The 26,298-nt window shown below is 68.0% G+C and carries 23 protein-coding genes; 6 read left to right on the plus strand and 17 right to left on the minus strand.

Features of this window, described 5'->3' with window-relative positions:
• Positions 1-204: 204 nt before the first annotated feature.
• The 3 genes from FG323_RS13075 to FG323_RS13085 all read right to left on the minus strand — a co-directional run bounded on the left by FG323_RS13075 (position 205) and on the right by FG323_RS13085 (position 2,381).
• Positions 205-552 carry a VOC family protein gene (locus FG323_RS13075; RefSeq protein ID WP_141455117.1) on the minus strand — a complete coding sequence of 116 codons (348 nt, stop codon included), beginning with the start codon at positions 550-552 and terminating at the stop codon, positions 205-207.
• 74 nt (positions 553-626) lie between these two features.
• Complete coding sequence (locus FG323_RS13080) at positions 627-1,382, minus strand: helix-turn-helix domain-containing protein (RefSeq protein WP_181444214.1); 756 nt, start codon at positions 1,380-1,382, stop codon at positions 627-629.
• A 30-nt stretch (positions 1,383-1,412) separates the two neighbouring features.
• A complete protein-coding gene (locus FG323_RS13085) occupies positions 1,413-2,381 on the minus strand; it encodes a LysR family transcriptional regulator (protein WP_141455118.1) in 969 nt (322 codons plus the stop codon).
• 105 nt (positions 2,382-2,486) lie between these two features.
• On the opposite strand from FG323_RS13085, the gene aceB reads away from it, so the two are divergent.
• Together aceB and aceA are read left to right on the plus strand one after the other, a co-directional pair.
• Positions 2,487-4,112 (plus strand): malate synthase A, encoded by a 1,626-nt coding sequence (gene aceB, locus FG323_RS13090; RefSeq protein WP_141455119.1) that lies wholly within the window; start codon positions 2,487-2,489, stop codon positions 4,110-4,112.
• 24 nt (positions 4,113-4,136) lie between these two features.
• Positions 4,137-5,426, plus strand: a complete 1,290-nt coding sequence (aceA, locus tag FG323_RS13095) for an isocitrate lyase (RefSeq protein ID WP_141455120.1) — start codon at positions 4,137-4,139, stop codon at positions 5,424-5,426.
• 103 nt (positions 5,427-5,529) lie between these two features.
• Here the strand turns inward: aceA and FG323_RS13100 are convergent, their stop codons facing one another.
• Together FG323_RS13100 and FG323_RS13105 are read right to left on the minus strand one after the other, a co-directional pair.
• Positions 5,530-7,584 (minus strand): S9 family peptidase, encoded by a 2,055-nt coding sequence (locus FG323_RS13100; protein ID WP_141455121.1) that lies wholly within the window; start codon positions 7,582-7,584, stop codon positions 5,530-5,532.
• A 141-nt stretch (positions 7,585-7,725) separates the two neighbouring features.
• Positions 7,726-8,637 carry a sigma-70 family RNA polymerase sigma factor gene (locus FG323_RS13105; protein WP_141455122.1) on the minus strand — a complete coding sequence of 304 codons (912 nt, stop codon included), beginning with the start codon at positions 8,635-8,637 and terminating at the stop codon, positions 7,726-7,728.
• 160 nt (positions 8,638-8,797) lie between these two features.
• On the opposite strand from FG323_RS13105, the gene FG323_RS13110 reads away from it, so the two are divergent.
• The gene (locus FG323_RS13110) at positions 8,798-9,256 is read left to right on the plus strand and encodes a carboxymuconolactone decarboxylase family protein (protein ID WP_141455123.1); all 459 of its coding nucleotides are present in this window, start codon (positions 8,798-8,800) and stop codon (positions 9,254-9,256) included.
• Between the two features lie 101 nt (positions 9,257-9,357).
• Here the strand turns inward: FG323_RS13110 and FG323_RS13115 are convergent, their stop codons facing one another.
• From FG323_RS13115 to FG323_RS13125, 3 genes are all read right to left on the minus strand, one after another.
• Complete coding sequence (locus FG323_RS13115; RefSeq protein ID WP_141455124.1) at positions 9,358-10,119, minus strand: phytochelatin synthase family protein; 762 nt, start codon at positions 10,117-10,119, stop codon at positions 9,358-9,360.
• Between the two features lie 108 nt (positions 10,120-10,227).
• Complete coding sequence (locus FG323_RS13120; protein WP_141455125.1) at positions 10,228-11,730, minus strand: YifB family Mg chelatase-like AAA ATPase; 1,503 nt, start codon at positions 11,728-11,730, stop codon at positions 10,228-10,230.
• Positions 11,731-11,740: 10 nt separating this feature from the next.
• Positions 11,741-12,010: an accessory factor UbiK family protein gene (locus FG323_RS13125; protein ID WP_141455126.1), complete on the minus strand. Its 270-nt coding sequence runs from the start codon at positions 12,008-12,010 to the stop codon at positions 11,741-11,743.
• A gap of 173 nt (positions 12,011-12,183) precedes the next feature.
• Here FG323_RS13125 and FG323_RS13130 point away from each other — a divergent pair, with 173 nt between their 5' ends.
• A complete protein-coding gene (locus FG323_RS13130) occupies positions 12,184-12,522 on the plus strand; it encodes a P-II family nitrogen regulator (protein WP_141455127.1) in 339 nt (112 codons plus the stop codon).
• The gene (locus tag FG323_RS13135; RefSeq protein WP_141455128.1) at positions 12,522-12,974 is read left to right on the plus strand and encodes a hypothetical protein; all 453 of its coding nucleotides are present in this window, start codon (positions 12,522-12,524) and stop codon (positions 12,972-12,974) included. The genes FG323_RS13130 and FG323_RS13135 overlap by 1 nt, the downstream gene beginning before the upstream one ends.
• Before the next feature lie 385 nt (positions 12,975-13,359).
• Here the strand turns inward: FG323_RS13135 and FG323_RS13140 are convergent, their stop codons facing one another.
• The 5 genes from FG323_RS13140 to speE all read right to left on the minus strand — a co-directional run bounded on the left by FG323_RS13140 (position 13,360) and on the right by speE (position 19,873).
• Positions 13,360-15,408, minus strand: a complete 2,049-nt coding sequence (locus tag FG323_RS13140; RefSeq protein WP_141455129.1) for a prolyl oligopeptidase family serine peptidase — start codon at positions 15,406-15,408, stop codon at positions 13,360-13,362.
• 20 nt (positions 15,409-15,428) lie between these two features.
• The gene (locus tag FG323_RS13145; RefSeq protein WP_141455130.1) at positions 15,429-17,249 is read right to left on the minus strand and encodes a hypothetical protein; all 1,821 of its coding nucleotides are present in this window, start codon (positions 17,247-17,249) and stop codon (positions 15,429-15,431) included.
• 22 nt (positions 17,250-17,271) lie between these two features.
• A complete protein-coding gene (locus tag FG323_RS13150; RefSeq protein WP_141455131.1) occupies positions 17,272-18,186 on the minus strand; it encodes an ATP-binding cassette domain-containing protein in 915 nt (304 codons plus the stop codon).
• 37 nt (positions 18,187-18,223) lie between these two features.
• Entirely contained in the window at positions 18,224-18,634 is a 411-nt protein-coding gene (locus FG323_RS13155; RefSeq protein ID WP_181444215.1) for a GntR family transcriptional regulator, read from the minus strand.
• A gap of 387 nt (positions 18,635-19,021) precedes the next feature.
• Positions 19,022-19,873, minus strand: coding sequence for a polyamine aminopropyltransferase (speE, locus tag FG323_RS13160; RefSeq protein WP_141455132.1), 852 nt, complete (start codon positions 19,871-19,873; stop codon positions 19,022-19,024).
• A gap of 182 nt (positions 19,874-20,055) precedes the next feature.
• On the opposite strand from speE, the gene speA reads away from it, so the two are divergent.
• Positions 20,056-21,945, plus strand: coding sequence for an arginine decarboxylase (gene speA, locus FG323_RS13165; RefSeq protein WP_141455133.1), 1,890 nt, complete (start codon positions 20,056-20,058; stop codon positions 21,943-21,945).
• 90 nt (positions 21,946-22,035) lie between these two features.
• On the opposite strand, the gene FG323_RS13170 is transcribed toward speA, so the two are convergent.
• The 4 genes from FG323_RS13170 to radC all read right to left on the minus strand — a co-directional run bounded on the left by FG323_RS13170 (position 22,036) and on the right by radC (position 26,247).
• Positions 22,036-22,785, minus strand: a complete 750-nt coding sequence (locus FG323_RS13170) for an SDR family NAD(P)-dependent oxidoreductase (RefSeq protein WP_141455134.1) — start codon at positions 22,783-22,785, stop codon at positions 22,036-22,038.
• A gap of 154 nt (positions 22,786-22,939) precedes the next feature.
• Positions 22,940-23,767, minus strand: a complete 828-nt coding sequence (locus FG323_RS13175) for an SPOR domain-containing protein (RefSeq protein ID WP_141455135.1) — start codon at positions 23,765-23,767, stop codon at positions 22,940-22,942.
• 15 nt (positions 23,768-23,782) lie between these two features.
• Positions 23,783-25,471 carry an arginine--tRNA ligase gene (gene argS, locus FG323_RS13180; protein WP_141455136.1) on the minus strand — a complete coding sequence of 563 codons (1,689 nt, stop codon included), beginning with the start codon at positions 25,469-25,471 and terminating at the stop codon, positions 23,783-23,785.
• Positions 25,472-25,572: 101 nt separating this feature from the next.
• Positions 25,573-26,247, minus strand: a complete 675-nt coding sequence (gene radC, locus FG323_RS13185) for a DNA repair protein RadC (protein WP_141455137.1) — start codon at positions 26,245-26,247, stop codon at positions 25,573-25,575.
• Positions 26,248-26,298: the final 51 nt, after the last annotated feature.

A 26,298-nucleotide genomic window follows, 5' to 3' on the forward strand; every position in this document is an offset into this window, starting at 1 on the left:
AACCTGTGGGAGCGACGTGAGTCGCGAATCGATCCGTGAGCATGACGCGAAAAGCTCGCGACTCACGTCGCTCCCACAGGGAGAGGTTCCCACAGGGGCAGTCTTGCCGAAGAGCGGACACTTGTAGGAGCGACGTAAGTCGCGACCGTATCCCTTGAACATCCGGGTCGCGACTTACGTCGCTCCTACAGGCGCAGGGATGAATCAGCCCTGTGACCATACCGCCAGTTCGTAGCCGTCGCGATCCAGGAAGTGGAAGCGGCGGCCGCCCGGGAACGCGAAGATGGGCTGGCTGATGCGTCCGCCGGCCGACTCGACCGCGGTCTGGCTGGCTTCCAGATCATCCGACTGGATCACGATCAGCGCACCGCCCGGGCGCGGCTCGCCATGCGTGAAGCCACCGGTCAGCCGGCCATCGCGGAATTCGCAGTAGTCCGGGCCGTAGTCCTGGAAGGTCCAGCCGAACGCCTTGCCATAGAACGCCTTGGCAGTGGCGATCGAAGCAACGTTGAACTCGACGTAGTCGATGCGATGGTGGTGGGATTCGCTCATGGCGCGGCTCGTGCGGAGGGCGGGCACGCAGTATCGCGCGGTGGCCGGACGGCGTCTTGGAAAAAACGGCCAGCTCAGCGGTGTCGCTGCGCCAGCAGGCCGGTCGGCGTCAGCCCGGTGAGCAGGCGGGTGTCGCGGACCAGGTGCGAGGCGTCGCCGTAACCGGCCTCCAGCGCGCGCCGCAGCAACGGCAGATCCGCCGGCGCACGCAGGAAGCGTTGCAGGCGCAGGATCCGCGCCAGCGTCTTGGGTCCATAGCCGAAGGCATCGTGGCAGCGCCGTCGCAGGCTGCGTTCGCTGATGTCGAATTCGCGTGCGAGCCGGGCCGACGGCGTGGCCTCGGGATGATCGAGGCGTGCGAACAGGGTGCGCATGGCGGGATCCGGAACTGGCGGTCCCTGGCGGGCGACGGCCTGCTGCAGTGATCGCAGGCGCTCGGCCGGATCGACCGCATCCAGGACCAGCGCATGGGTCAGATGGCGTGCACGTCGTCCCCAGAGATCGCGCAGCGCCACCCGCTGGCCGGCAATCACGTGCAACGGCACGCCTAGAAATGCCTGCGCGGCGCCCGGCGCGAACCGGACCGCGGCAAGCAGCGCCCCAGGCGCGATGGACGCCGGCTGCGCGACCGGATCCGGTCCGGCCACGAACACCTCATCGCCCGCCCAGATCAGATCGACGCAGCCATCGGGGATGACCAGCACTTCCGCTGCCGGCCGCGACGATGCCTGGTAGGTCCACGCGCAGGCCAGCCCCACGCGCAGCGGCGCGGCCGGCGTGACCTCGCGGTAGGCGGGAAGAGGAACGGCGGAGGCAGCGTCGCGTGGCATGGTAGGGCGCCAGCTTACGCGCTCCGGCGTTCAGCGCTCGGAATGCCCGCTGTCGTCGTAGTCGCGGCGGGTGAACAGATCCGGATGGATCAGTTCGATGAAGGCACGCGCTTGCGGCGACAGGAACTTGCCCTTGCGCACGATCACGCCGTAGCTGCGCGAAGGAAACCAGTCGCTGAGCGAACGCGTTGCCAATCTGCCGCGATCGGCGTCGGTCAGGCAGATCGAACTGACGATCGACACGCCCATGCCCATCGCCACGTATTGCTTGATCACTTCCCAGCCGCCGACTTCCAGCGCCACCGTATAGGGCACGCGGTGCTGCTGGAACACCAGGTCCACCAGCCGGTAGGTAATCTGGCGCTTGGGCGGAAGGATCAGTCCGTAGGGCGAAATGTCGGCGAGTTCGAGCCGCGGCTTGTTCGCCAGCGGATGATCCGGCGGAGTGATCAGCAGTGGTTCGAACCGGTAGATCGGTGCGTAGCTGAGGTCGGCGGGCACATCCATCATCGAGCCGACCGCCAGATCCACCGCGTCGGAGCGCAGCAGATCGGTGCCGTCGGCGGTGATCGCGTTGTGCAGGGTCAGGCGTACGTCCGGGTGCTGCTGGCGGAACAGTTCGACGATGCGCGGCAGCAGGTACAGGATGGTGGAGCTGTTGGCGGCGATGTTCAGTTCGCCGGCGTCCAGCCCGGCGACCTTGTCGTGGAAGGTCGCCTCCAGACCGTCGATGCCCTCGACCAGCGGCTGGGCCAGCTCGTACAGCAGTTGTCCCTCCCGGCTGGGGCTCAGGCGCCGGCCGCTGCGCTCGAACAGCACCACCCCCAGGTCTCGCTCCAGCGCCTGCAATTGCAGGGTGATGGCCGGCTGGCTGACGAACAGCGCCTCGGCCGCCCGCGATACCGAGCCCAGCCGGACGGTCTGACAGAACGCCCGCAGGGGCTTCAGCCGGTCCGACTTGTAGGCAAATCGCAGCGTGGGCGGGCGTTTTTCAGGCATTTTGGCTGAAATATAAGTTCAGCTTATTAAGTGCATTGACAAAACTGTTTTGTCAAATAGTTTGCTGCGGCGCACGGTGGACCTCCAAGCAGCAGGAGTCCTGAAATGTCCGCCGCCGTTGCCCTGAGCCAATCCGAACCCGCGTCCCGCCCCACGCCCGGCATCAGCCTGACCGTCCGCCACCACGAGCAGGCCGCGCTGTTGCCGCCCGCCGCCCTGGCGCTGCTCGTCTCGCTGCACCGTGCGATCGAACCCGGCCGGCAAGCCCGGCTGGCGGCGCGCCGCGAGCGGCAGGCGTTCTTTGATGCCGGCGGCCTGCCGGACTTCCGCGACGACACCCGCGCCATCCGCGAGGGCGACTGGCGGGTCGCGCCGCCGCCGGCGGCGCTGCTGGATCGCCGGGTCGAGATCACCGGGCCGGTGGATCCCAAGATGGTGATCAACGCGCTGAACTCCGGCGCGAAGGTCTACATGGCCGACTTCGAGGATTCGACGGCGCCGACCTGGCATAACCTGCTCACCGGCCAGAAGGCGCTGATCGGCGCTGTGCGCGGCGACCTGACCCACACCGCATCCAACGGCAAGCAGTATGCGCTGAAGCCGTTCGATGAGCAGGCCGTCCTGCTGGTGCGCCCGCGTGGCTGGCACCTGGACGAGAAGCACGTGCAGATCGACGGCCAGCCGATCGCCGGCGGCCTGTTCGATCTGGCCGTGTATGCCTTCCACAACGCGCGCGCGCTGGCGGCCGCCGGCCGCGGCCCGTACTTCTACCTGCCCAAGCTGCAGAGCATGGAGGAAGCCGCGCTGTGGGAGACCGCGCTGTCGCACATCGAGGCCGCGCTGGGCCTGCCGCAGGGCCAGATGAAGGTCACCGTGCTGATCGAGACGCTGCCGGCGGTGTTCGAGATGCACGAGATCCTGCACGCGCTGCGCGACCGCATCGTCGGCCTGAACTGTGGCCGCTGGGACTACATCTTTTCCTACATCAAGACCTTCCGCCGCCACCGTGATCGGGTCCTGCCCGAGCGCGGCCAGGTAACCATGACCCAGCCGTTCCTGAAGGCCTACTCGGAACTGCTGATCCAGACCTGCCACCGCCGTGGCGCACACGCGATGGGCGGCATGGCCGCGCAGATTCCGATCGGCAACGACGAGGCGGCCAACGAACAGGCGCTGGCGCGGGTGCGCGCGGACAAGCTGCGCGAGGTCACCGCCGGCCACGACGGTACCTGGGTGGCGCATCCGGCGCTGATCCCGATCGCGCGCGCCATCTTCGACGAGCACATGCCCACGCCGAACCAGCACGGCGTGCTGCGCGAGGACGTGCGGGTGACCCGCGACGAACTGATCCGCCCCAGCACCGGCACCATCACCCGCGCCGGTTTCGAGGGCAACGTCGAGGTCTGCGTGCGCTACCTGGCTGCCTGGCTGGACGGCAACGGCTGCGTGCCGATCCATTGGCTGATGGAAGACGCCGCGACCGCCGAGATCGCGCGCACCCAGATCTGGCAGTGGCTGCACACGCCCGGCCTGCACCTGGCCGACGGTACCGCGATCGATTTCGCCCTGCTCGACGCCACCCTGCGCAACCTGCCGGCCCGGTTGGGTGATCGCGCGGCGCTGCCCGGCGGCGACAAGGTCGACGAGGCCATCGGCCTGCTCGACGCATTGAGCCGCAGTGAAGACCTGGCCGAATTCCTGACCCTGCCCGCCTACACCCGCATCGACTGAACACCCCCATTCCGGAGAACACCCATGAACAAGCTGCCCACCGCCCAGGACATCCAGAAGGACTGGGACACCAATCCGCGCTGGCAAGGCATCACCCGCAACTACAGCGCCGAGGACGTCGTGCGCCTGCGCGGCACCGTCCCGGTCGAGCATTCGATCGCGAAGATCGGCGCCGAGAAGCTGTGGAACTACCTGCAGACCGAGGACTTCATCAACGCGCTGGGCGCGCTGACCGGCAACCAGGCGATGCAGCAGGTCAAGGCCGGCCTGAAGGCGATCTACCTGTCCGGCTGGCAGGTCGCGGCCGACGCCAACCTGGCCGGCCAGATGTATCCGGACCAGTCGCTGTATCCGGCTGACTCGGTACCGGCAGTGGTCAAGCGCATCAACAACACCCTGCTGCGCGCGGATCAGCTGCATCACGCCGAGGGTGACGACAGCACCGACTTCCTGCAACCGATCGTCGCCGACGCGGAAGCCGGCTTCGGCGGCGTGCTGAACGCGTTCGAGTTGATGAAGGCGATGATCGAGGCGGGCGCGGCCGGCGTGCACTTCGAGGATCAGCTGGCCAGCGTCAAGAAGTGCGGCCACATGGGCGGCAAGGTGCTGGTGCCGACCCGCGAGGCGGTGGAGAAATTGAACGCCGCGCGCCTGGCCGCCGACGTGATGGGCGTGCCGACCCTGCTGGTCGCGCGCACCGACGCCGAGGCCGCCGACCTGCTGACCAGCGACATCGACGCCAACGACCAGCCGTTCACCACCGGCGAGCGCACCGTCGAGGGCTTCTTCAAGACCCGCAACGGCCTGGATCAGGCGATCAGCCGCGGCCTGGCGTACGCGCCCTACGCGGATCTGGTGTGGTGCGAGACCGGCAAGCCGGATCTGGAGTTCGCGCGCAGGTTCGCCGAGGCGATCCACGCGAAGTTCCCCGGCAAGCTGCTGGCCTACAACTGCTCGCCCTCGTTCAACTGGAAGAAGAACCTGGACGACGCCACCATCGCGAAGTTCCAGAAGGAAATCGCCAGCTACGGCTACAAGTTCCAGTTCATCACCCTGGCCGGTTTCCACAGCCTGAACTACTCGATGTTCAACCTGGCCCACGGTTATGCCCGCCGCCAGATGAGCGCCTTCGTGGAACTGCAGGAAGCCGAGTTCGCCGCCGCCGACAAGGGCTTCACCGCGGTCAAGCACCAGCGCGAAGTCGGCACCGGCTACTTCGACGCGGTCACCCAGGCCATCCAGCAGGGCCAGTCCTCGACCACCGCGCTGAAGGGCTCGACCGAGGAGGAGCAGTTCGCGGAGAAGGCGGCCTGACCAACGCTCGCAAATGAAAAAAGCCGGGTCCGAATGGACCCGGCTTTTCTGTTTCCGCCATCGGGAAATGCGGCCAGGTTCCGGCCATATCCCGTGCGAATGCTTACTTCTTCACCGCCTGCTGATGCGACTTCAACGCATCGGTCAGACCCGGCACGCCGTCGGCGCCGGCGGGCACGCTGATGCTGGAGCCGGTGAAATCCTGGCCGATGGGTTCGGCGCGTCCGCCCAGGCACTGGGCCAGGAAGCCTTCGGTCACCGCGTTGAACGCCTTGCTGTTCTCGGGGCGATGGAAGCCGTGGCCTTCGTCCGGGAACAGCACGTAGGTGACCGGGATCTTCTTGGCCTGCATCGCCTTGACGATCTGGTCGCTCTCGGCCTGCTTCACCCGCGGGTCATTGGCGCCCTGGCCGATCAGCAGCGGCTTCTTGATCTGATCGGCACGGGTCAGCGGCGAGCGCTCGGTCAGCCACTTGCGGCCTTCCTCGGTGCGCGGGTCGCCCATGCGCTTGGCGAGCTGCTCGAAGAAGCTGGCCCAGTACGGCGGCACCGTGCTCAGCAGGGTGTTGAGGTTGGACGGGCCAACGATGTCGACGCCGCAGGCGAACGTGTCCGGGGTGAAGGTCAGGCCGGCCAGGGTGGCGTAGCCACCGTAGCTGCCGCCCATGATCGCGACCTTGTCGTTGGTGGTCACGCCCTGTTTGACCGCCCATTGCACGGCGTCGATCAAATCGTCATGCATCTTGGCGGCCCACTCGCCGTTGCCGGCATTGGTGAAGGCCTTGCCGAAGCCGGTGGAGCCGCGGAAGTTCACCGACAGCACGGCATAGCCGCGATTGGCCAGCCACTGGTGGTAGCCGGTGTAGCCGTAGCTGTCGCGCGCCCACGGGCCGCCATGCACCAGTAGCACCATCGGCACCGCCGCATCGGCCTTGCCGTCGTGGTTGGCATCGGCGCCGCGCGGCAGGGTCAGGTAGCTGACCAGCGTCTTGCCGTCACGGGACTGGATCTCCTGCGGCCATTGGGCCACCAGCGGCTTGCCTTCGAGCTTGGGCCGTACCGAGAACAGCTTGGTCAGCTTGCCGGCATCGCGGTCGTAGCGGTAATAGACCGCCGGGGTTTCGGGCGCGGAGTAGGCGACGATCCAGGTCTTGTCGTCGTGGGTGCGCGCGGCGACGCCGGCATCGCCGGGACCGATGCCGCGCAGGCGCTCCAGATCCTTGGCGATGGACGGATCCACCACCTTCCATTCCTCGCGCAGATAGTCCGAGGCGACCGCCTGCACCTGTCCGGTGACCGGATGGCTCAGCGAGTCGCCGACATCCGCGCGCGCGTCCTCGAACACCAGTTCGCGCTTGCCGCTGGCCACGTCGATGGCATACAGCGCGGCGGTGTTGCGGTTGCGCGAATCGGTGAAGTACAGGGTCTTGCCGTCGCTGGTCAGGCCGCCCGGGCCGGTGGTCAGCGAATCCTCGAACGGCACGTCGTCGAACTTGCTCCAACCGCCCTTGCCATCGGCGGCGAGCACGTCCTGGCCGCCGTCGGGCCGCGCGCGGGTGGCGAAGCGCGGGGTGTAGTCGGCATCGGCGATGTAACCGGCGATCTGGGCGTCGTTCTTCTGCACCAGTTCGCGTTTGCCGCTGGCCAGGTCGACCTTGTACAGGTCGTGCCATTGCGGGTCGCGGTCATTCATGCCGACCAGGATCGTGTCCGGGTGGCGGTCGCTGACACCCGCGACCTGTGCGCGGGTCTTCGGAAACGGCGACAGATCCCTGGACTCGCCGGACTTCAGATCCACCGCGTACAGGTGGAAGTCCTCGTCGCCGCCGGTGTCGCGCAGATAGAGCAGGGTATCGGTCCGGTAGGACCAGAAATACTGGCGGATGCCGCGCGCCTTGTCGGACGTCACCGCCCGGGCCTGCGACGGATTGTCCGCTGGTGCCACCCACACGTTGGCCACGCCATCGACCGGCGCCACCCAGCTCAGGTAGCGGCCATCCGGGCTGATCTGCACATTGCTGCGCTCGGGATTGCCGAACAGGATTTCGCGCGGGATGAGTTCGACCTCGGACGATGCGGCGGCGGCCTGTTGCGCGAAGGCAAGCGGGCTGACGAGTGCGGCGGACAGTGCCGACGCGATCAGGGTGGTGCGGAGCATGGCGTTCCTCCTGGATGAGCCGTGTGGTGGCGGGCGCGGCGTTGCCGCGAAGCCGCAGTAGACCACACGCCCCCGCGCCGTGGCGGAGTGTCTAAAGTCCGGGGGCCGGTTGGGTGCTTCCGCGAAAGGGAGGCTGGCGCCTCAGGGCAGCGGGCCGATCTCGGTGACCCTGGCCGAGGCCACGCGGGCGGGTTCGGCGATGACATCGATGGCGACGATACGGCCGTCGCGCACGGCCATCCGGAGCAGGGCGCGCGGTACGCCGTCCGGCGCCCAGATGGCGGCGGGTATGCCATCGACCAGCGCGGTCTGTCCGGCCTGGGCGCGGCCGAGGAAGGCATGGGCCACGGCGTCGACGCCACGCCGTTCCCGCGCCAGCACCGGTGCGCCGTCGCCCTGGCTGGCGCGGCTGCCCTCGACGGCGGCGACGTCGGCGCGCAGCACCACGTCCGGCGCCAGCAGCGACAGCAGGCCCTGGAGATTGCCGGTGCGCGAGGCGAGCAGGAAGGCATCGACCACCTGGCGGGCACGCTCGCGATCGGCCAGCGCGTCGGCCCCGGCACCCTGGACCCGCCGCCGCGCACGGCTGGCCAGCTGCCGGGTGGCTTCCAGGCTGCGATCCAGCATGCGGGCGATTTCCTCGTACGGCACCGCGAACATGTCGTGCAGCACGAACGCCACGCGCTCGGCCGGGGCCAGCGTATCCAGCACGATCAGCATGGCCGGGCCGATCGAATCGGCCAGCAGCGCCTCGTGTTCCGGACCGGCACTGGCATCGGCGGCGGGCAGCGCCGCGTCCGGTACCGTGTCCATTGATTCCTCGCTGCGCACCTTGCGCGCGCGCAGCAGATCCAGCGCGAGCCGGGTCACCACCGTGGTCAGCCAGCCGGCGAGGTTGCCGACCTCGGTCGCGTCGGCACGATTCAGGCGCAGCCACGCCTCCTGCACCACGTCCTCGGCTTCGGCATGCGAGCCCAGCATGCGGAACGCCACGGCCTCGAGCCGGGTGCGGTTGGACTGGAACTGTTCGGCCAGTCGATGCAAATCTGTCATGGAGAAAAGATCCTGGGGAAACCCGATTGACGCGCCAGCGGGCCGGGACGTGACGCAACTTCCGGAAAAAGAGAAATGATCCGCGATGGCGGAGACGTGTCCGTCACGATGGCCGATGCCGGGGCGTCATGGGAATGACCACCAACCAAAGGAAGTTCCCATGCAAGCCCGTATGCCCAACCCCGCCGTCATCCACCACGATGCCATGAAGGCGCTGCTCGCGCTGCACCAGTCCACGCAAGGCAAGGGCATCTCCGATGCCCTGCTGCACCTCATCGACCTGCGGGTCAGCCAGATCAATGGCTGCAGTTTCTGCGTGGACATGCATGCCCGCGAATGCCGGCAGGCCGGTGAAACCGACGAGCGGCTGTTCGCTGTCGCGGTCTGGCGCGAAGCGCCATGGTTCACCGAGGCCGAACGCGCCGCGCTGGAACTGGCCGAAGCGGTGACCCGCATCGCCGACCGCGGTGATGCCGTCAGCGACGAGGTCTGGTCCCGCGCCCGGGCCCACTACGACGAAGCCGCATTGGCCTCGCTGCTGATCGCCATCGCCAACATCAATGTCTGGAACCGCCTGAATGTCGCCACGCGCCAGCCGGCCGGGCAGCGGGTGAGTTGATCCACGATTCGCCGAATCACGGGCCGTTCCGCGCAAGGCCGATCCTGTGCGGTGATGCGGAAGCGATGGCGTACGTCGGGATGTTCCAGGAGAGTTGACCCTCAACGCCGGTCGAAGCCGCCCGGCGAAGCGGCGGATACGGTATGCGCGCCGCGAACCACGAGATAGCCTCGCGTGGTCGTGGCCTTCTTGTTCAACGGCGCGCGCATCGCCGTCCAGACCTTGTCCAGATCCGCCCAGACCGGTGGATACCGGTGGGCGGCGACGTCCAGGATGAGCAGGCGATCACTGGGCGCGTGATAGGCGGCCACCGGCGAGATGTGGCCCATGCGGACCTGGCCCAGATCCGCGCGTTGATAGTTCACCAGCAGGTAATCGCCTTCGCGGCCGAGATTCTCGCGTGCCCGTTGCCGGAACGAGGCCGGATCCGTCGCCGAAGCGAACACCACGTCCACCTGCGCGCCATGCGCGCGCAACAGGCCGGCCAGTCCGTTCAAAGACATGCCGCTGAAACTCGTTTTCAGTGGGCCCGACCCGGCGTGGGGGAGCGCGAACACCGCGCGCGGATCCCGGGGCGCGTCGGCGATGCCGGCTGCGTTAAGCACGGTGATGGCGCTGGCCACGCCGCAGTACGCCTTGCGCGTCTGCGCGACGAAACTCCCGGTCAGTTCGTCATAGTCGGCGCGGTCGCTTTCGGCCAGCAAGCGCCGGCCCAGCGGCGAGTCGAGCGGAATCAGATCAGCCGGCAGTGCCAGCATCCGCGGTACCGGCGCGCGCAGGTATTCGTTCCAGGCCGCGCCCACACCCCCGGTCACCGCGATCAGGACGACCGCAACCCCTCCGAACAGCACCGCCCGCTTCATGGCGACCTCGGCTATGGCGAAAGCGCGCCGCCGCCGCTATACGGCGGGCGGCACGATGACTAGAGCGCGGGTCGGATGAAATGCCGGTGAAACAGGAGTGCGTCGCCGCTACGGTCCGCCCCGGTCGATCCGCCGGTATCCCAATGCCTCGGTCAAATGGGATCTGTCGATGCGGTCGGCACCGGCCAGATCCGCGATGGTCCGCGCTACCCGCAGTATCCGTTGCATGGATCGGGCGGAGAGTCGGAGCCGGTCGATGGCGTGTTCCAGCAACGCCTGATCGGCGTCGTCGAGCCGGCATAGCGTCAGGGTTTCCGCCTGGCCCAGTTGCGCATTGAGCCGTCCGGCGCGCGCCATTTGGACCGCGCGCGCCTGTTCGACCCGCGCCCGCACCTGCGCGCTGGTCTCGCCCGGTGGCGCATCCGGACGCAATTCCCTCGGCGGCAGGCGCGGCACCTCCACATGCAGGTCGATGCGGTCGAGCAACGGGCCGGAAATGCGGCCGCGATAGCGCTGCACGACATCGCTGGAGCAGCGGCAACGCCCGCTACTGTCGCCGGCCCAGCCGCACGGACAGGGATTCATCGCCGCGACCAACTGGAAGCGCGCCGGAAATTCGGCGCTGCGCGCCGCGCGCGAGATGGACACCGTGCCCGACTCCAGCGGTTCGCGCAGGACTTCCAGCGCGCGCCGATCCCACTCGGGCAATTCGTCGAGGAACAGCACGCCGTTGTGGGCCAGCGAGATCTCGCCCGGACGCGGTTCGGTGCCGCCTCCCACCAGTGCCACCGCGCTGGCGGTGTGGTGCGGACTGCGGAACGGCCGCTGCCGCCAGCGCGCCGGATCCAGTCCACGCCCGCTGATCGATGCGATGGCGGCCGTTTCCAGCGCCTCGGCCTCGCTGGCTTCCGGCAACAGTCCGGGCAGCCGCGACGCCAGCAGGGTCTTGCCGCAACCGGGCGAGCCGACCAGCAGCAGATGATGATTGCCGGCGGCCGCCACCTCCAGGGCGCGGCGTGCCTGCACCTGCCCGCGCACATCGCCGAGATCGGGAACGAACGACGCGTCGGGTGGCGGTGTTTCGGCGATCGGCAGTTCGCGCTGGCCGCCCAGGGTGGCGCAGACTTCCAGCAGGGTGCGGGCGGTGCGGGCCTGGCCTTCGCGGGCGAGTGACGCTTCCGGGCCGTTGGCCGGCGCGACGATCAGTGTCCGCCGAGCCCGCGCGGCGGCCAGTGCCGCCGGCAGCACGCCGTCGACCCCGCGCAGCTCCCCGGTCAGGCCGAGTTCGCCGAGGAATTCGTGACCGGCCAGCGCATCGCGCGGAATCTGCCCGCTGGCGGCCAGGATGCCGAGCGCGATGGGCAGGTCGAAACGGCCCCCGTCCTTGGGCAGATCGGCTGGTGCGAGGTTGACGGTGATGCGTCGCGCCGGGAATTCGAATTGCGCGCAGAGGATGGCGGCGCGCACGCGATCCCGGGCCTCGCGCACCGCCGCTTCGGGCAAGCCGACGATGTGGGTCTGCGGAAGTCCGCCGGACAGGTGCACCTCCACCCGGACCAGAGGCGCAGCCACGCCCGCCCGTGCACGGCTGTGCACCAGCGCCAGGCTCATGGCGGCGGGATCAGGACTGGGCGGAAGGCGCGGAGGCGGGCGGCGCCGCTTCCAGTGCCTGGACGGTGCGTTCCAGGGCTTCGAGTTTCTCGCGGGTTCGCAGCAGGACCGCGCGCTGGACCTCGTATTCCTCGCGGGTCACCAGGTCCAGCCGGGACAGGCCGCTCTGCAAGGCGCCCTTGAAGGCCTGCTGCAATTCCTCGCGGGATTCGCGCAGTCCGGGCGGGACGAGATCACTGAGGCGGCGGGCGAGGTCGTCGAGATGGTTGAGATCGATCATGGGGGGTCTCCGGCAGTGAAGCCGAGCATTGCATCCGGGAGTCGTCCCGGCCATCGGGCTTCACCGCGTCGCGCCATCGGAAAATTCCGCCGACGCCGGCCGACATTGAACCCGACCCCCGCGCTGGCCGCAACCACGATATGCTGCGGCCAGCATTTCCGGAGACAGTCCCGATGAAGATGATCATGGCCATCATCAAGCCGTTCAAGCTGGACGACGTGCGCGAGGCGCTTGCCGAATCCGGCATCGCCGGCATCACCGTCACCGAGGTCAAGGGCTTCGGCCGGCAGAAGGGCCACACCGAGCTGTACCGCGGCGCCGAGTACGTGGTCGACTTCCTGCCCAAGGTGAAGCTGGAAGTGGCGGTGACCGACGAGCAGGCCGAATCGGTGGTTGAAGCCATCGTCAAGGCCGCCGGCACCGGCAAGATCGGCGACGGCAAGGTGTTCGTCTACGACCTGGAGCGGGTGGTGCGGATCCGCACCGGCGAACTGGACGCGGACGCGCTGTAGTGCGCGCCGCGAAGCGGTTCCTGTTCCTCGCGCTGCTGTGCTTGGCGGCGACGGTATCGGCGACGAGCGTGGTTCCCAAGCCGCTGGTCGAAATGGTGCGGGAAGCGGACCATGTCGTGGTGGCGACGATCACCCGCGTCGACATGGTGGACGGCAAGGGCCGGTTGCTCACGGATCCCGAGTCTCGGACCGGTCCGGGATCCGCCAACCAGATGCGGTTGCATCTGGACGTCCAGGAGGTGATCTCCACACGCCTGCCGCCTGTTTCCCGCAAGATCCAGGTCCCCTTGTGGAGGATGTGGCACTACCAACTCGGCAGCATGCAGGGGCAACTCACCGGCCAGCGTGGGATTTTCTTGCTCACTGGGCGTGACTACCAACCTGTATATCCGGCCGACTTCCAGCGTTCGCTGGATGAGCGGGAGGAGATTCAACGTCTGCTGACCCATTGACAGCATGGACCGAGCGAGAAAAAAGCCCCGCGTCGCGGGGCTTTTTCTTCGAACCGGCGGGACTTGTTCGCCCAGCGCCTTGGCCACGAACGGCGGCGCGGGCTAGGAGCGGGATTGAGCCGGGAAACCCAACGGCTCGCGTCGACGATCTGATCGTTCAGGAGCCTTCCACACGAAGAGCGGCCGCGCTCCGGGTTCCGGCTTGTTGAAAAGAAAAGGTGATTCCTGGCGTCTCCGGACCAAAAGCAGGCCGTGGTTCCTGAATCGAAGCCAGCCTCATGAGCCTGAAAAGCAGAGGTTCGGGATTGCCGATCCAGTGATGGAAACAAAAGGGCGCCGGTCGATCCGGCGCCCTTGCTGTTTGGGGGGCCACGCCTGCGTTGCGCTAGCGCTTCGGCAGGAAATCGACGTCATTGCTCACCACGCGCAGCGACGGTTTCAGGTAATCGCGCAACTTTGGGCTCGGTGCGTCCGGCCTGGCGCCGCCGAGATAGCGGTGCAGCATGGTTTCCATCAGGTAGACGTAGGCTTCGCGCGGCAACGGTTCGCTCGGCGAGTGTCCGCCATCGGCCTCGACGTACAGGCTCACGTCCTTGCCCAGGTGGCGCAGCACGGCGGCATAGCTAATCACTTCGCGGATCGGCACGGTGCGGTCTTCTCCCCCGGCCAGCAGCAGCAAGGGGCGGCGCAACTTGCCGGCGTTGGCCAGGGGCGACTGCGCGCGCAGGTGGGCATAACTCGCCGGGTCGTCGACATCGAGCCCGAGCAGGCGCATCGATGCCGCCAGCGAACGGTCAGGGCGCGCGCCCTGGTTGCCGAACTCGTGCAGCCAGCGCATCGACCAGCCGAAGTCCGCCGGCGGCGCGCCGGCAACGCCGACCTTGAACAGTTCGGGCTGGAAGGTCACCCCGAGCAGGGTCGAATAACCGCCGAACGAATGGCCGGTGATGCCGACCCGTTGCGGATCGCCGACGCCATGCGCCAGCAGCCAGCGCGTGCCTTCGACGATGTCCTGCTGCACGCGCCCATTGCCGTAGTCGCCATGCGGCGCCAGCGCATAGTCGCGTCCGTGTCCGGTGGAGCCGCGGAAGTTGGACTCGAACACCGCGTAGCCGCGATTGGCCAGCAGTTGGGCGATGCCTTCGTAATCGTCGGCACGGAAATGATTGATCGGGCCGCCGTGCACGAAGGCAACCAGCGGCACGCGCGCAGGATCCTTGCCCGGCGGAAGCAACAGGAACCCGCGCACCAACATGCCGTCGGAGGCGCGATAGGCGAACGGAAGCTTGCGCGCCAACGCGGCCTCCGGCAGCGGCTGCGCGGCTTCCGCGTCCTGTTCGAGGATGCGGCGGATGCGTCCGCTGCGTGGATCGTACAGATGCCACCTGGCGTCGCGCAGCGTGCTGGCGCGCTCGGACACCAGCCAATACGCATCGGGGCCATCGCCGATGCCGATTCCGATATCGCGGCCGGGGAAACGCTTGCCGATTGCCGCGACCTGGGCCTGCGCCGCGCCCAGTCCGTAGGTCGCCGCCACCGTGCTGCGGTAACTCACGACCGCTGGAAGTTGCGTGGCCGGGTCGAGCACCACCTGGTCGAGGTCGGCCTCGCCACGCGGATCTGCGTGCACGGTATGCAGCACCCCATCACGATCCACCCTCAGCACGCGCCGGAAGTTGCCGCCGGTATCGCCGTCGAGAAACAGATCGCCCTGCGGCGTCGCGGCCAGCAACGTGGCCTGCTCACGGATGACGTTCCAGCGCGCCAGCTCGCGCAGGCCCCCGGCGGCATCGACGCGGTAGAGCGCATCGTGGTCGCCGTCGAAGCGCAGCAGTGCGACCAGCTTCCCCTGCGCATCGAGTGCAACGTCGTGGACGAAGCGATCGTCGTCGCGCAGCAGCGTGCGCCGCCCGTGCGCGTCCCGGCGCACCACCGGCCAGCGCTCGCCGGTGGACGTGCGCACGCGTTCGCGCAGCACCACAGCCGCCGGTTGCGAGGGATCGACCCGGATCACGGCGCGCGGATTGTCGAGCGTGATACGCACACCGCTGCCGCCTTCGATCGACAGGCTCAGCAACGAGCGCCGCGCCTTGACGAACAGCCAGCGACCATCGCGCGACCACAGCAGTTCATCCGCCTCGGTACGCGCCAGCAGTTGGCGCGCGACTCCGCCGGCAGTCGGCAGGAGCCACACGCTGCGCTGGTCGCCCCGCTGGCGCAGGTAGGCGACATGGCGACCATCGGGCGACAGCCGCACCGATTGCAGCGCACGTGATGGCTCGAACGCGGCACGCGGATAGTGCGGCGCCGGTGCACGCGCGCGCTCGACGCCAATCGCCGCGCGCAAGCCGCCGGCATCGTCGGCGTGGCTGGGCATCGCCACCCACAACGACAGGGCGCAGGCCAGCGCTGCCAGGAGTTTCGGGAAGCTCATTTCGATGATCTCCGTTCCGCTCAGGCCGCGATCGGCAGCGCACTCGGCGCAGCCGTCGGCAAGGTTTCGCGGCGCCGGTACATCAGCCACAGGCTGGCCAGCGCTGGCAGGCCGACCACGCCGCACAGCAGCACCCATGCCCAGCGACCGCGCGGCGAATGCTGCTGGCGCGCGGTCATCCAGATCGCGCCCAGAAGCGCCAGCAGGCAGCACACCGCGGCCAGTGCCAGAATGCGTCGCGAGACCGGCTGCGGCTTCGCCGTCAGCGGATCGTCCGCGGCGAACAGGCCCTGTGCGCCCAGGCAGATCGCGCGCAGCACCGGCGACAGCCAGGTATTGCGGTCGGTGTAGGCCGCTGGCAGGTCGTTGCGGATCGCCCGGCGCGCGACTTCACGCGCATGGCCCTTGCCGTCCACCCGCAACACCACCTGGTACGGGTGCTGCAGGTCGCCGCTCCACACGCCCCAGGTGTAGGTGAACGACACCAGGTAGCCATCCAGAAGTTCCATCACGTCCATCCGGCTGAGGTTGCCGACTTGGCCCGGCATCGGCACGCGCATCAGCGGCTGCAGCAGGTCGAGTCCGCTCATCGCTTCGCGGCCAGGATAGAAATAGGCGGCGCGGTTGCTCAGCACCACGATGTTGTCGCCTGCCGGTTCCGGCGGGACGGTCATCACCTCGCCCTGCGGCAGGCGGATGCGTTCGAACATCAGCTTCTGTTCGCTGTCATATTGGTAGGCCGCATGCGCGTTGAACAGGTAGACCGGACCGGTCGGCATGGTCGGTGCCGGGAACCCGGCCTGCGCCGCGCCCACACCGATTTCGCCGCGCGCACGCTGGTCGCGCAGGCCGCGGGTGACGAATCGCGCGCGGTCGTGGCTGAACACCATCCACAGGTTGTTTTCGCCATCGCCCAGTTCCATCGGCGACAGGTTGGTCATGCTGTTGCGGACCGGCAGGTGGCGCATCGGATACTGCGTGTACACGTCGGACAAGGCGATCTGCTCGCGCCACAGCGCGGCCTCGGGATCGCGGCTGCTTTCGATGCCCAGCAACAGGATGTCCTTGCCTTCGGCGCGGTCTGCTTCGACATGTCCGCCCTTCGGCGGTTCGGGCGAACTGAGTGGATGGGTGCCGCTCACCGTCCAGAACAATTCGATGCCGAAACCCAGCATCCACATCAGGAAATACGCGCCCACCTGTACCGGCAATGCGACCGCCAGCACCGCCAGGGGATTGCGCGACTGCACGGCCGGGTCCGGCTTGAACGCGATCGCCAACAGTATGGCGAGGAAGGCGATGGCCGTGCATTGCACGGCGAGCATGGCCACGCCGGAGGCCTGCGCATACATGAACAGGTTAGGCAGCAGGAAGGCGGCAAACGAATAGCGGCGGTTGCCGACCATCGCGTAGGCGCCGGCCAGGTAGCCCGTCACCGCGATCAGCCATGCGGCGATCGGCAGCATCCAGTGGCGCAGGTCGACCACGCGTGCGGTCATCGTTTCCTGGTACGTCGCGATCAGCGCGATCGGCAGGGCCACCGCGACCAGCAACAGCAGCGCGCCCGCGCCGGTCAATGCGCCGGCGATGCGCAGGCGGTGCAACGGACGATGCAGCAGGTTCAACCATTGGTTCGGCTTGCGATACGCGCCCATCTGGTACAGGCCGAGCGCGGCGCCGGCCACGGCGTACACCGCGGCGAAGACCTGGTAGACCACCAGCGGTTGCTGCGCCAGGTCGACCATGCGGCTCAGGAAACCCAGCACGGCGAGGTTGATGATGCCGGCCGCCAGCGCCCACCAGCGGAAGCGCAGCAACTCGCACTTGAACAGATCGATCATGTTGGTGTCCTCGTTCGCGCGCTCAGGCCGCAGCCGGCGCGGCATGGTTCTTGGCAAGGAAGGCGTTGACGGCACGGTCCAGGCTGACCGGCATCGACTGCACGTTGCGCGCACCGCTGTCGCGCAGGAATTGTTCGAAGCCATCGTCCTGGTCCAGCACCAGGTAGTGATGCAGGCCATCGAGTCGTTGCACTTCCAGCAGGCCCGGCACGCGGCTTGGCTCGGGACCCTTGAACGGCACGTCGGCGACCCAGTGGGTGACCCGCGCGCAGAAATCCTCCGGCGCCGACATGTTCTTCAGCTGGCCGCGCTCCAGGATGATGAGGTTGTCGGCGACGCGCTCGATTTCCTCCATCTGGTGCGAGCAGTAGATCACCGTGCATTCGTCGGTGGCGTTGCTGTACATCAGCGATTCGAGGAACGCACGCTTGGCGACGACGTCCAGGCCCAGCGTGGGTTCGTCCAGCACCAGCAGTTCCGGCCCCTGGGCCAGCGCCAGCGCCAGGTTGAAGCCGGCACGTTCGCCGCGCGACAACTGGCTGATCTTCTGCTCGGGCAGCACGTTGTAGTGACCGATCACGCCATCGAAGGCGGACTGGTTCCAGCGCGGATACAGGTTGCGCTGCATCGTGCTGACCTGGGCCACGCGCATCCAGCCGGGCAGGGTGTGTTCCTCGTTGACGAAACCGATGCGACTGCGGTCGTCCGGGGTCAGTCGCTGGCTGTCGCGGCCGAGGATGCGCGCTTCGCCCGCGGTCGGCGGCATGAAGCCGAGCAGGATGCGGAACAGGGTGGACTTGCCCGCGCCGTTGGCGCCGACGATGGCGTGGATGCGCCCGCGCGGCACGGCCAGGTCGAGCTGGTCGAGCGCGAGCTTGCGGCCGTAGCATTTGCTCAGCGCGCGGGTTTCGATGACGTAGTCGGAGGAAGCGTCCATCTGGGGTCTCGCGGAAAGTAGGGTTCAGTTGTCGGGGTCAGGCGCGTTTGCGCGGAACAAGCTGCTGAAACTCGTGCGTGATCCGTGCCTGCACCTCGTCAGGCGGGAAACCCAGCGGGATCACGTCGTTGATGAAGCGGCCGACGGCGTCGTCCAGGCGACGCTCGCGTTCGGCGTCGCTCAGGCGCTGGCGTGGCTCGGCCACGTACAGGCCCATGCCCTGGCGCGATTCCAGCCAGCCCTCGGTGGTCAGTTCGGCGTAGGCCTTGGCGACGGTGTTCGGGTTGATGGTCAGTTGCTGGGCCAGGCCGCGCACGCTGGGCAACTGGTCGCCGGGCTTCAGCTCGCTGGTGGCGATCTTCATCCGCACGGCATCGACGATCTGCTTGCCGATCGGGCGGGGATCGCCGGTGGCGATCTGGATCATCAAAGCTTGGGGTCGGGCCATGCGGGCGTCCTATCTGTACTATGTTTACTAGTACAGTACGAACAATCCCCATCCGTCAAGCCCCATCCCGACGAAAAGGGCTCCTGCGACGACGAAACCCGGATTGCGCCGCCGAATCCGCCGACAGGACGGACAGCGTCCAGGCCGGGCGTTGCACCGCGCAGGCCGCCGCATGCCCAAGCGCTGGCGTCTTGTTGACGAGACGGCTTTGCCAGCCCAATCAATGGCTTGGCGGCGACCAGCGGCCGGTTGGCAGTGCCGGGTACGCCCATGGACACGGCATTGCTTCATGACCAAGCCCTGTTGGCGCCGGTCCGGTTTGCCGGGAATCAGCAAAGAAAAAGCCCCGCATGAGCGGGGCTTTTTTCTTTCACCGCGCTGAGGGAATCACTCGCCCAGCGCCTTGGCCACGAACGGCGGCGCGACCAGCGTGCCGGTGTGCAGGTGCGCGCTGTAATACAGGGTGTCGAAGCCCTTGCCGGCGGCGTCCTGCTGGCGGAAATCGAAACCGCCGGACTTGCGCGCCATGGTCACGCTCCACCAACCGGTCGGATAGCACGGCTGCGGGAACGGAAGGGTCTTGAAGGTGGTGAAGCCGGCCTTGCCCATCTCGCCGCGCATTTCCTTGATCAGGTCCAGCAGGGCCAGCGGGGATTCGGACTGCTGCACCAGGATGCCGTCGTCCTTCAACGCGCGGAAGCAGCTTTCGTAGAAGGCCTTGTTGAACAGGCCCTCGGCCGGGCCGACCGGATCGGTGGAGTCGACGATCACGATGTCCACGCTGCCGGCCGGGCAGTTGGCCATGTAGGCCACGCCGTCGTCGAACAGCAGCTCGGCGCGCGCGTCGCCATTGGATTCGCATAGCTCGGGGAAGTACTTCTCCGACATGCGGGTGACCTGCTCGTCGATGTCGCACTGGGTGGCGCTCTCCACGCCCGGGTGCTTGAGCACCTCGCGCAGGGTGCCGCAGTCGCCGCCGCCGATGATCACCACGCGCCTGGGCGCGGCGTGGGTGAACAGTGCCGGGTGGCTGATCATCTCGTGGTAGAAGAAGTTGTCGCGCGTGGTCAGCATCACCGCGCCGTCGATGATCATCAACTTGCCCCAGTCGGTGGTGTCGTAGATCTCGATCTTCTGGAACGGCGACTGCACCTCGTCCAGCTTGCCGGTGATGCGATAGCCGATGGCCGAGCCGGTGGGCTGGAAGTGTTCGATGTACCAGTTGTCGTTCGAAGTCATGGTGCCGTCCTGCGGGAAAGGATGAGGTCGCCGGACGCCCTGGCGGGGCGCGCGGTGCTGCCGGCGGCTGGCCGCGAAAGTGCTTGGCGGCCGGGCGGACGCCGGAGGGCGCGCATTGTAACGAACCCTCATGACCGCTGCCTGTAGAATGCGCGTCCGTTCGCATTCAGCTGGAAACGCCGATGTCCTGGTCCACCGACCAAGCCCGCAAGACCTATTCCATCCCGCACTGGGCGGAAGGGTATTTCGACGTGGATGCCGCCGGCCGCATGGTGGTTTCGCCCAAGGGCGATGGCGGACCGGTCATCCCGTTGCCGGAGGTGGTCGATGCCGCCCGCGCCAACGGCGCCAAGCTGCCGCTGCTGGTGCGTTTCCCGGACATCCTGGGCGACCGCCTGGGCAAGCTGCAGGCCGCCTTCGCGCAGGCGCAGGCCGACTGGGATTACCGTGGTGGTTACACCGCCGTGTACCCGATCAAGGTCAACCAGCATCGTGGCGTGGCCGGCACGCTGGCCTCGCACGCCGGCGAGGGCTTCGGCCTGGAAGCCGGCAGCAAGCCGGAGTTGATGGCGGTGCTGGCGTTGTCGCGTCCCGGTGGCCTCATCGTCTGCAACGGTTACAAGGACCGCGAGTACATCCGCCTGGCCCTGATCGGCCGCAAGCTCGGCCTGCAGACCTTCATCGTGGTGGAAAAGCCTTCCGAGCTGCCGCTGGTCATCGAGGAGGCGCGCAAGCTGGGCGTCAAGCCGGGCCTGGGCGTGCGCATGCGCCTGGCCACGCTGGGCGCGGGCAAGTGGCAGAACAGCGGCGGTGACAAGGCCAAGTTCGGCCTCTCGCCGCGCCAGGTGCTGGATCTGTGGAAGTACTTGCGCGACGCGGGCCTGCAGGACTGCCTGGGCCTGCTGCATTTCCACATGGGCTCGCAGATCTCCAATGTCCGCGACATCGCCAACGGCATGCGCGAGGCCACGCGCTACTTCGTCGAGCTGTCCAAGCTGGGTGCGAGCATCACCCATGTCGACGTCGGCGGCGGCCTGGGCATCGACTACGAAGGCACCCGTTCGCGCAGCTACTGCTCGATCAATTACGGCCTGAACCAGTACGCCAGCAATATCGTGCAGCCGCTGGCCGACGCCTGCGAGCAGCATGGCCTGACCCCGCCGCGCATCGTCACCGAATGCGGCCGCGCGATGACCGCGCACCACGCGGTGCTGGTGGTCAACGTGGCCGAGGTGGAGCAGGCGCCGGAAGGCCGCGTGCCGCCCGCCCACGACGACGAGCCGGCGGTGATCCGCCACCTGCGCGAGATCCACGCCGAACTGGACGAGCGGCCGGCCGTCGAGCTGTTCCACGAGGCCCAGCACCACCACAGCGAGGGCCTGTCCCTGTATGCGCTGGGCCAGCTGGATCTGGTCCATCGCGCGCGCATCGACGATCTGTTCTACGCCATCGCCCATGCCGTGCGCGGGCGCCTGAGCAGCGATGAGCGTAGCCACCGGGATCTGCTGGACGAGCTGAACGAGCGGCTGGTGGACAAGTATTTCGTCAACTTCAGCGTGTTCGAGTCGATTCCCGATGTGTGGGCCATCGACCAGGTCTTCCCGATCCTGCCCATCGAGCGCCTGGACGAAGTGCCGGACCGCCGCGGCGTGATCGCCGACATGACCTGCGACTCGGACGGCATGGTCGAAACCTATGTCGAGAACGAAGGCCTGGACACCTCGCTGCCGCTGCATTCGCTCCGGTCCGGTGAAAGCTACCGGCTGGGTATCTTCCTGGTCGGCGCGTACCAGGAAATCCTCGGCGACATCCACAACCTGTTCGGCGACACCGACGCAGTGGAAGTCAGCGCCGATAGCGGCACCGGCTACCTGCTCACCCAGCAGCGCCGGGGCGACACCACCGACGTGATGCTGGATTACGTGGGCTACAAGCTCGATGACCTGCGTACCGCGTACCGTACCCGCGTCGCCGAAGCGAAACTCCCGGCCGACGAAGCCGCCGCGATGTCCGAAGCCCTGGAAGCCGGCCTGACCGGCTACACCTACCTGTCGGATGAACCACTGGCGTAAGCCACGAACCCGCCCTTCCCCCGCTCGCGGGGGAAGGTGGCGCGCAGCGCCGGATGGGGGCCACCCGGAAAACCAGGGACCTCGAAACCCTCACCCCCGATGCACCTGGAACCCGGCGAACGATTGCGTCACCGGCATCAGCTCCAGGCGATTGATGTTTAGGTGCGGCGGCAGCGTGGCGACCCAGAACAGGGTTTCGGCGATGTCCTCGGCGGTCATTGGCGCCGCGCCGGCATAGAGCTTGTCCGACGCGCCCTGATCGCCATGCGTGCGCACCAGGGTGAATTCGGTTTCGGCCATGCCCGGCTCGATCGAGGTCACCCGCACACCGGTGCCGTGCAGATCCGAGCGCAGGCCCAGCGAGAACTGGGTGACGAACGCCTTGGTTCCGCCGTAGGCATTGCCGCCTGGATAGGGATAGCTGCCGGCGATCGAACTGATGTTGATGATCGCGCCCTTGCGCGCGATCAGCGCCGGCAGCAGGCGATGGGTGAGGGTGACCAGGCTGCCGATATTGGTGGCGATCATGGTGCGCCAGTCTTCCAGACTGGCCGCCTGCGCCGGCGCGGTGCCCAGCGCGAGGCCGGCGTTGTTGATCAGCAGATCGATCCCGCGAAAGGCTTCCGGCAATGCCGCCAGCGCGGCGTCCATCGCGGCTTCGTCGCGGATGTCGAAGGCCGCCGCGTGCACCCGATCGCTGCCGAGTTCGTCCACCAGCGCCTGCAAGCGATCCGCGCGGCGACCGGTGGCGATCACGCGCCAGCCGTCGGCGGCGAAACGGCGCACGGCGGCGGCGCCGAAACCGGAGGTCGCTCCGGTGATGAGGGCGGTTCGGGTCATGGGGGCTCCTTCGGAAAATCAGCCGCACGCCGGGGCATTCAGCGTGCAGGTGGGATACAAACAAAAGCCCGCCACGCGGGCTGCGCGTGGCGGGCGGATATCAAAACGGGATGCGACATGCGGACTCCTCGGCGCTTGCGGGAGTCCGGCGCGATCACTGGGCCTTGATGGCCATCGCGGGCAGGCCGCCGCTGGCCAGCTTCTGCTTGGCCTCGGCCAGTTCGCTGGCGGTGCCATAGGGCCCCATGCGCACGCGGTAGACGGTCTTGCCGCCGATCTGCGCGGATTCGACCCGCGCGCTCAGGCCCAGCAGGGCGATCTTGGCCTTGGTCGCCTCGGCGTCGCCGGACGCGCCGAACGCACCGGCCTGCAGGATGTAGCGCGCGCTGGTGTCCGCGTCGGCGACCGTGCGCGGTTGCGCGGGCTTGCTCGTCGGCGCGGTGGCCGGGCTGGACGTCGTGGCGGCGGCGGTCGCCGGTGCCTCGTCGATCGGGCGCGGCAGCGTCGCCGGCGTGGTGCCGGTGGCGGGAGTGGTGGTGGCGGGCGTCGCCGCCGCTGCCGCGGCCTTTTCCTCGCGTGCCTTGCGTGCGGCTTCCTCGCGCGCGCTGGCGGCCAGCTCGGCGTCGGACATCTGCACTTCCTTGCCTGGCAGCAGGGTGTAGAAGTCGTACTGCGGTTCCTTGGCCGGCGCCTGCGCGTCGGCATCGCCATTCGCCGCCTGCGTCGCGCCGGACGCGGCGCCGCCGGGGTTGCCCGCCGATTCGGGCACCACCGCCTCGACATCGGCCGAAGCCACCGGTGCCGGCTGCGCATCCGGATTCGGCTGCGGCCGGAAGAAGCCGTCGCCATCCTTCTTCATCAGGCCGGGCGCGATGAAGTAGATCGCCAGACCGATGAGCAGGCCGAGCAGCAGCCACACCCAGGCCGGGGTGGCGTGGCTGGAATTACGGGTGGCCTGACTCTTGCCGCGACGTGCCGCCATTCAAAAAATCTCCGGTTACATTTTTTCGGGCGCGCTCACGCCCAACAGATCCATGCCGTTGGCCAGCGCCTGCCGCACGGCAGAGGCCAGCGCCAGGCGCGCGTCGCGCGCATCGGCGTCCTCGACCAGCACCGGCGTGCCGCCGTACCACGTGTGGAAAGCATAGGCCAACTCGCGCAGGTATTGCGCGATGGCATGCGGCTCCAGTGTCTCGCCGGCGTTTTCCACCACTTCCGGATAGCGCGACAGCTCCACCATGAGCGCCAGCGACAACTCGTCGTCCAGCCGCGCCAGATGGGCCAGGCCGTTGGCCTGATCGTAGGCGTAACCCTTTTCCGTCGCCTGGCGATGCAGGCTGCACACGCGGGCATGCGCGTACTGCACGTAGAACACCGGATTGTCGTTGCTCTGCTGGCGCGCCAGATCGATGTCGAAGGTGAGCTGGGAGTCGGGCTTGCGGGCAATCAGGAACCAGCGCGTGGCATCGCGCCCGGCTTCCTCGGTCAGGTCGCGCAGGGTGAAGTAGCTGCCGGCGCGCTTGGAGAGTTTCACTTCCTCGCCGCCGCGCATCACCGTGACCATCTGGTGCAGCACGTATTCGGGATAGCCGGCGGGAATGCCCTCGTTCAGTGCCTGCAGGCCGGCGCGCACGCGCGCCAGCGAACCATGGTGGTCGGCGCCGAGTTCGGTGATCGCGCGGCCATAGCCTCGCTGCCACTTGCTCAGGTGGTAGGCCACGTCCGGCACGAAATAGGTGTAGGTGCCGTCGGACTTGCGCATCACCCGGTCCTTGTCGTCGCCGAAGTCGGTGGACTTCAGCCACAGGGCGCCGCCTTCCTCGTAGGTGTGGCCGGAGGCGACCAGCTTGTCGACGGTCTCCTCGACCTTGCGGTCGGCGTACAGCGAGCTTTCCAGGAAGTACACGTCGAACGAGACGCCGAACGCGGCCAGATCCAGGTTCTGCTCGCGGCGCAGGTAGGCCACGGCGAACTGGCGGATGGCCTCCAGGTTGTCGGGATCCTTGCCGCCGACCACCACGTGGCCTTCGAACTCGACGCTGTCGCCCGCCAGATAGGCTTGCGCGACATCACCGATGTAGTCGCCGCGATAACCATCCTCCGGCCAGCCTTCGCTGTCCGGGGTCAGGCCTTTCGCGCGCGCCTGGGTGGACTTGGCCAGGTTGTCGATCTGCACGCCGGCGTCGTTGTAGTAGAACTCGCGGCGGGTGTTCCAGCCATTGGCGGCCAGCACCCGGGCGATGCAGTCGCCGATGGCGCCGGCGCGGCCGTGGCCGACATGCAGCGGACCGGTCGGGTTGGCCGAGACGTATTCCACGCCCACCACGCGGCCGGCGCCACTCTGGTTGCGGCCGTACGCGGAGCCCTGCTGCAGGGCGGTGGTGACCTCGCGCTGGTAGGCGGCGGTGGTCAGGTGGAAGTTGATGAAGCCGGGGCCGGCGATCTCCACCTTCGCCACGTCGTCGCTGGTCGGCAGCGCGGCCACCAGGGCGGTGGCGATGGCGCGCGGATTGCTGCGCGCGGCCTTGGCCAGCAGCATCGCGGCATTGGTGGCGAAATCCCCGTGCTCGCGGGTCTTGGGTCGCTCGACCACGAAATCCGGCGTGGCAGTGTCGGCCGGCAGGGTGCCGGCCTGGCGCAGGGCATCGATGCCCTGGGCGATCAAGGCGCGTAGGGAGGCTTTCACGGAGGGTCTGCGGATGTTGCGGGACCGGGCATTTTACGCGGAACCGGCAGCAGCGTCCGGCGTGGCCTGAACGGCGCGGCGCGGCGGACCCGCCGGGTCGGTCACAGCCAGCCGCGCTCCGCCAGCGAGGTCGGTGGGCCGTCCCCGACCACGAAATGGTCGAGCAAGCGGATGTCCATCAGCGCCAGCGCGTCCCGCAGCCGCAGGGTGATCAGGCGGTCGGCCTCGGAGGGCGCGCTGTTCCCGGATGGGTGGTTGTGGCCGACGATCACGGCCGCGGCGTTATGTGCCAGGGCCCGCCGGACCACCTCGCGCGGATGCACCTCGGCGCTGTCGAGGGTGCCGCGAAACAGTTCCTCGAACGCGAGCGCGCGATGGCGCACGTCCAGGAACAGCGCCGCGAACACCTCGTGATCGTGCGCGCGCAGGCGCTGGCTGAAATAGCGGCCGGCGGTGGTCGGATCGGTCAGTTGCGCGCCACGCTCCAGGTCCGCGGCCAGGTGGCGGCGGCCGATTTCCAGTGCGCCGGCCATCCGGCTGGCGCGGGCCGGCCCCAGCCCCGGCAGGGCGACCAGTTCCTTGGGCGGGCGGTCGAGCAACCGCCGCAGCGGTCCGTGGGTGGAAAGCAGATCGCGCGCGGTGGCGACCGCATCACGCCCGCGCAGGCCTGACCCGAGGAACAGCGCCAGCAGTTCGGCGTCGGACAGCGCGGCGGGTCCGCGGGTGAAGAGCTTTTCACGGGGCCGTTCGTGGATGGGCCAGTCTCGGATGTGCATATGGCCAGGATGCCCGGGCCGCCGCCACGCCGCCATCAGGCGGGCGTGAAC

The sequence above is a fragment of the Pseudoxanthomonas sp. z9 genome, assembly GCF_006542425.1.
In the GTDB taxonomy this organism is placed as follows: Bacteria; Pseudomonadota; Gammaproteobacteria; order Xanthomonadales; family Xanthomonadaceae; genus Pseudoxanthomonas_A.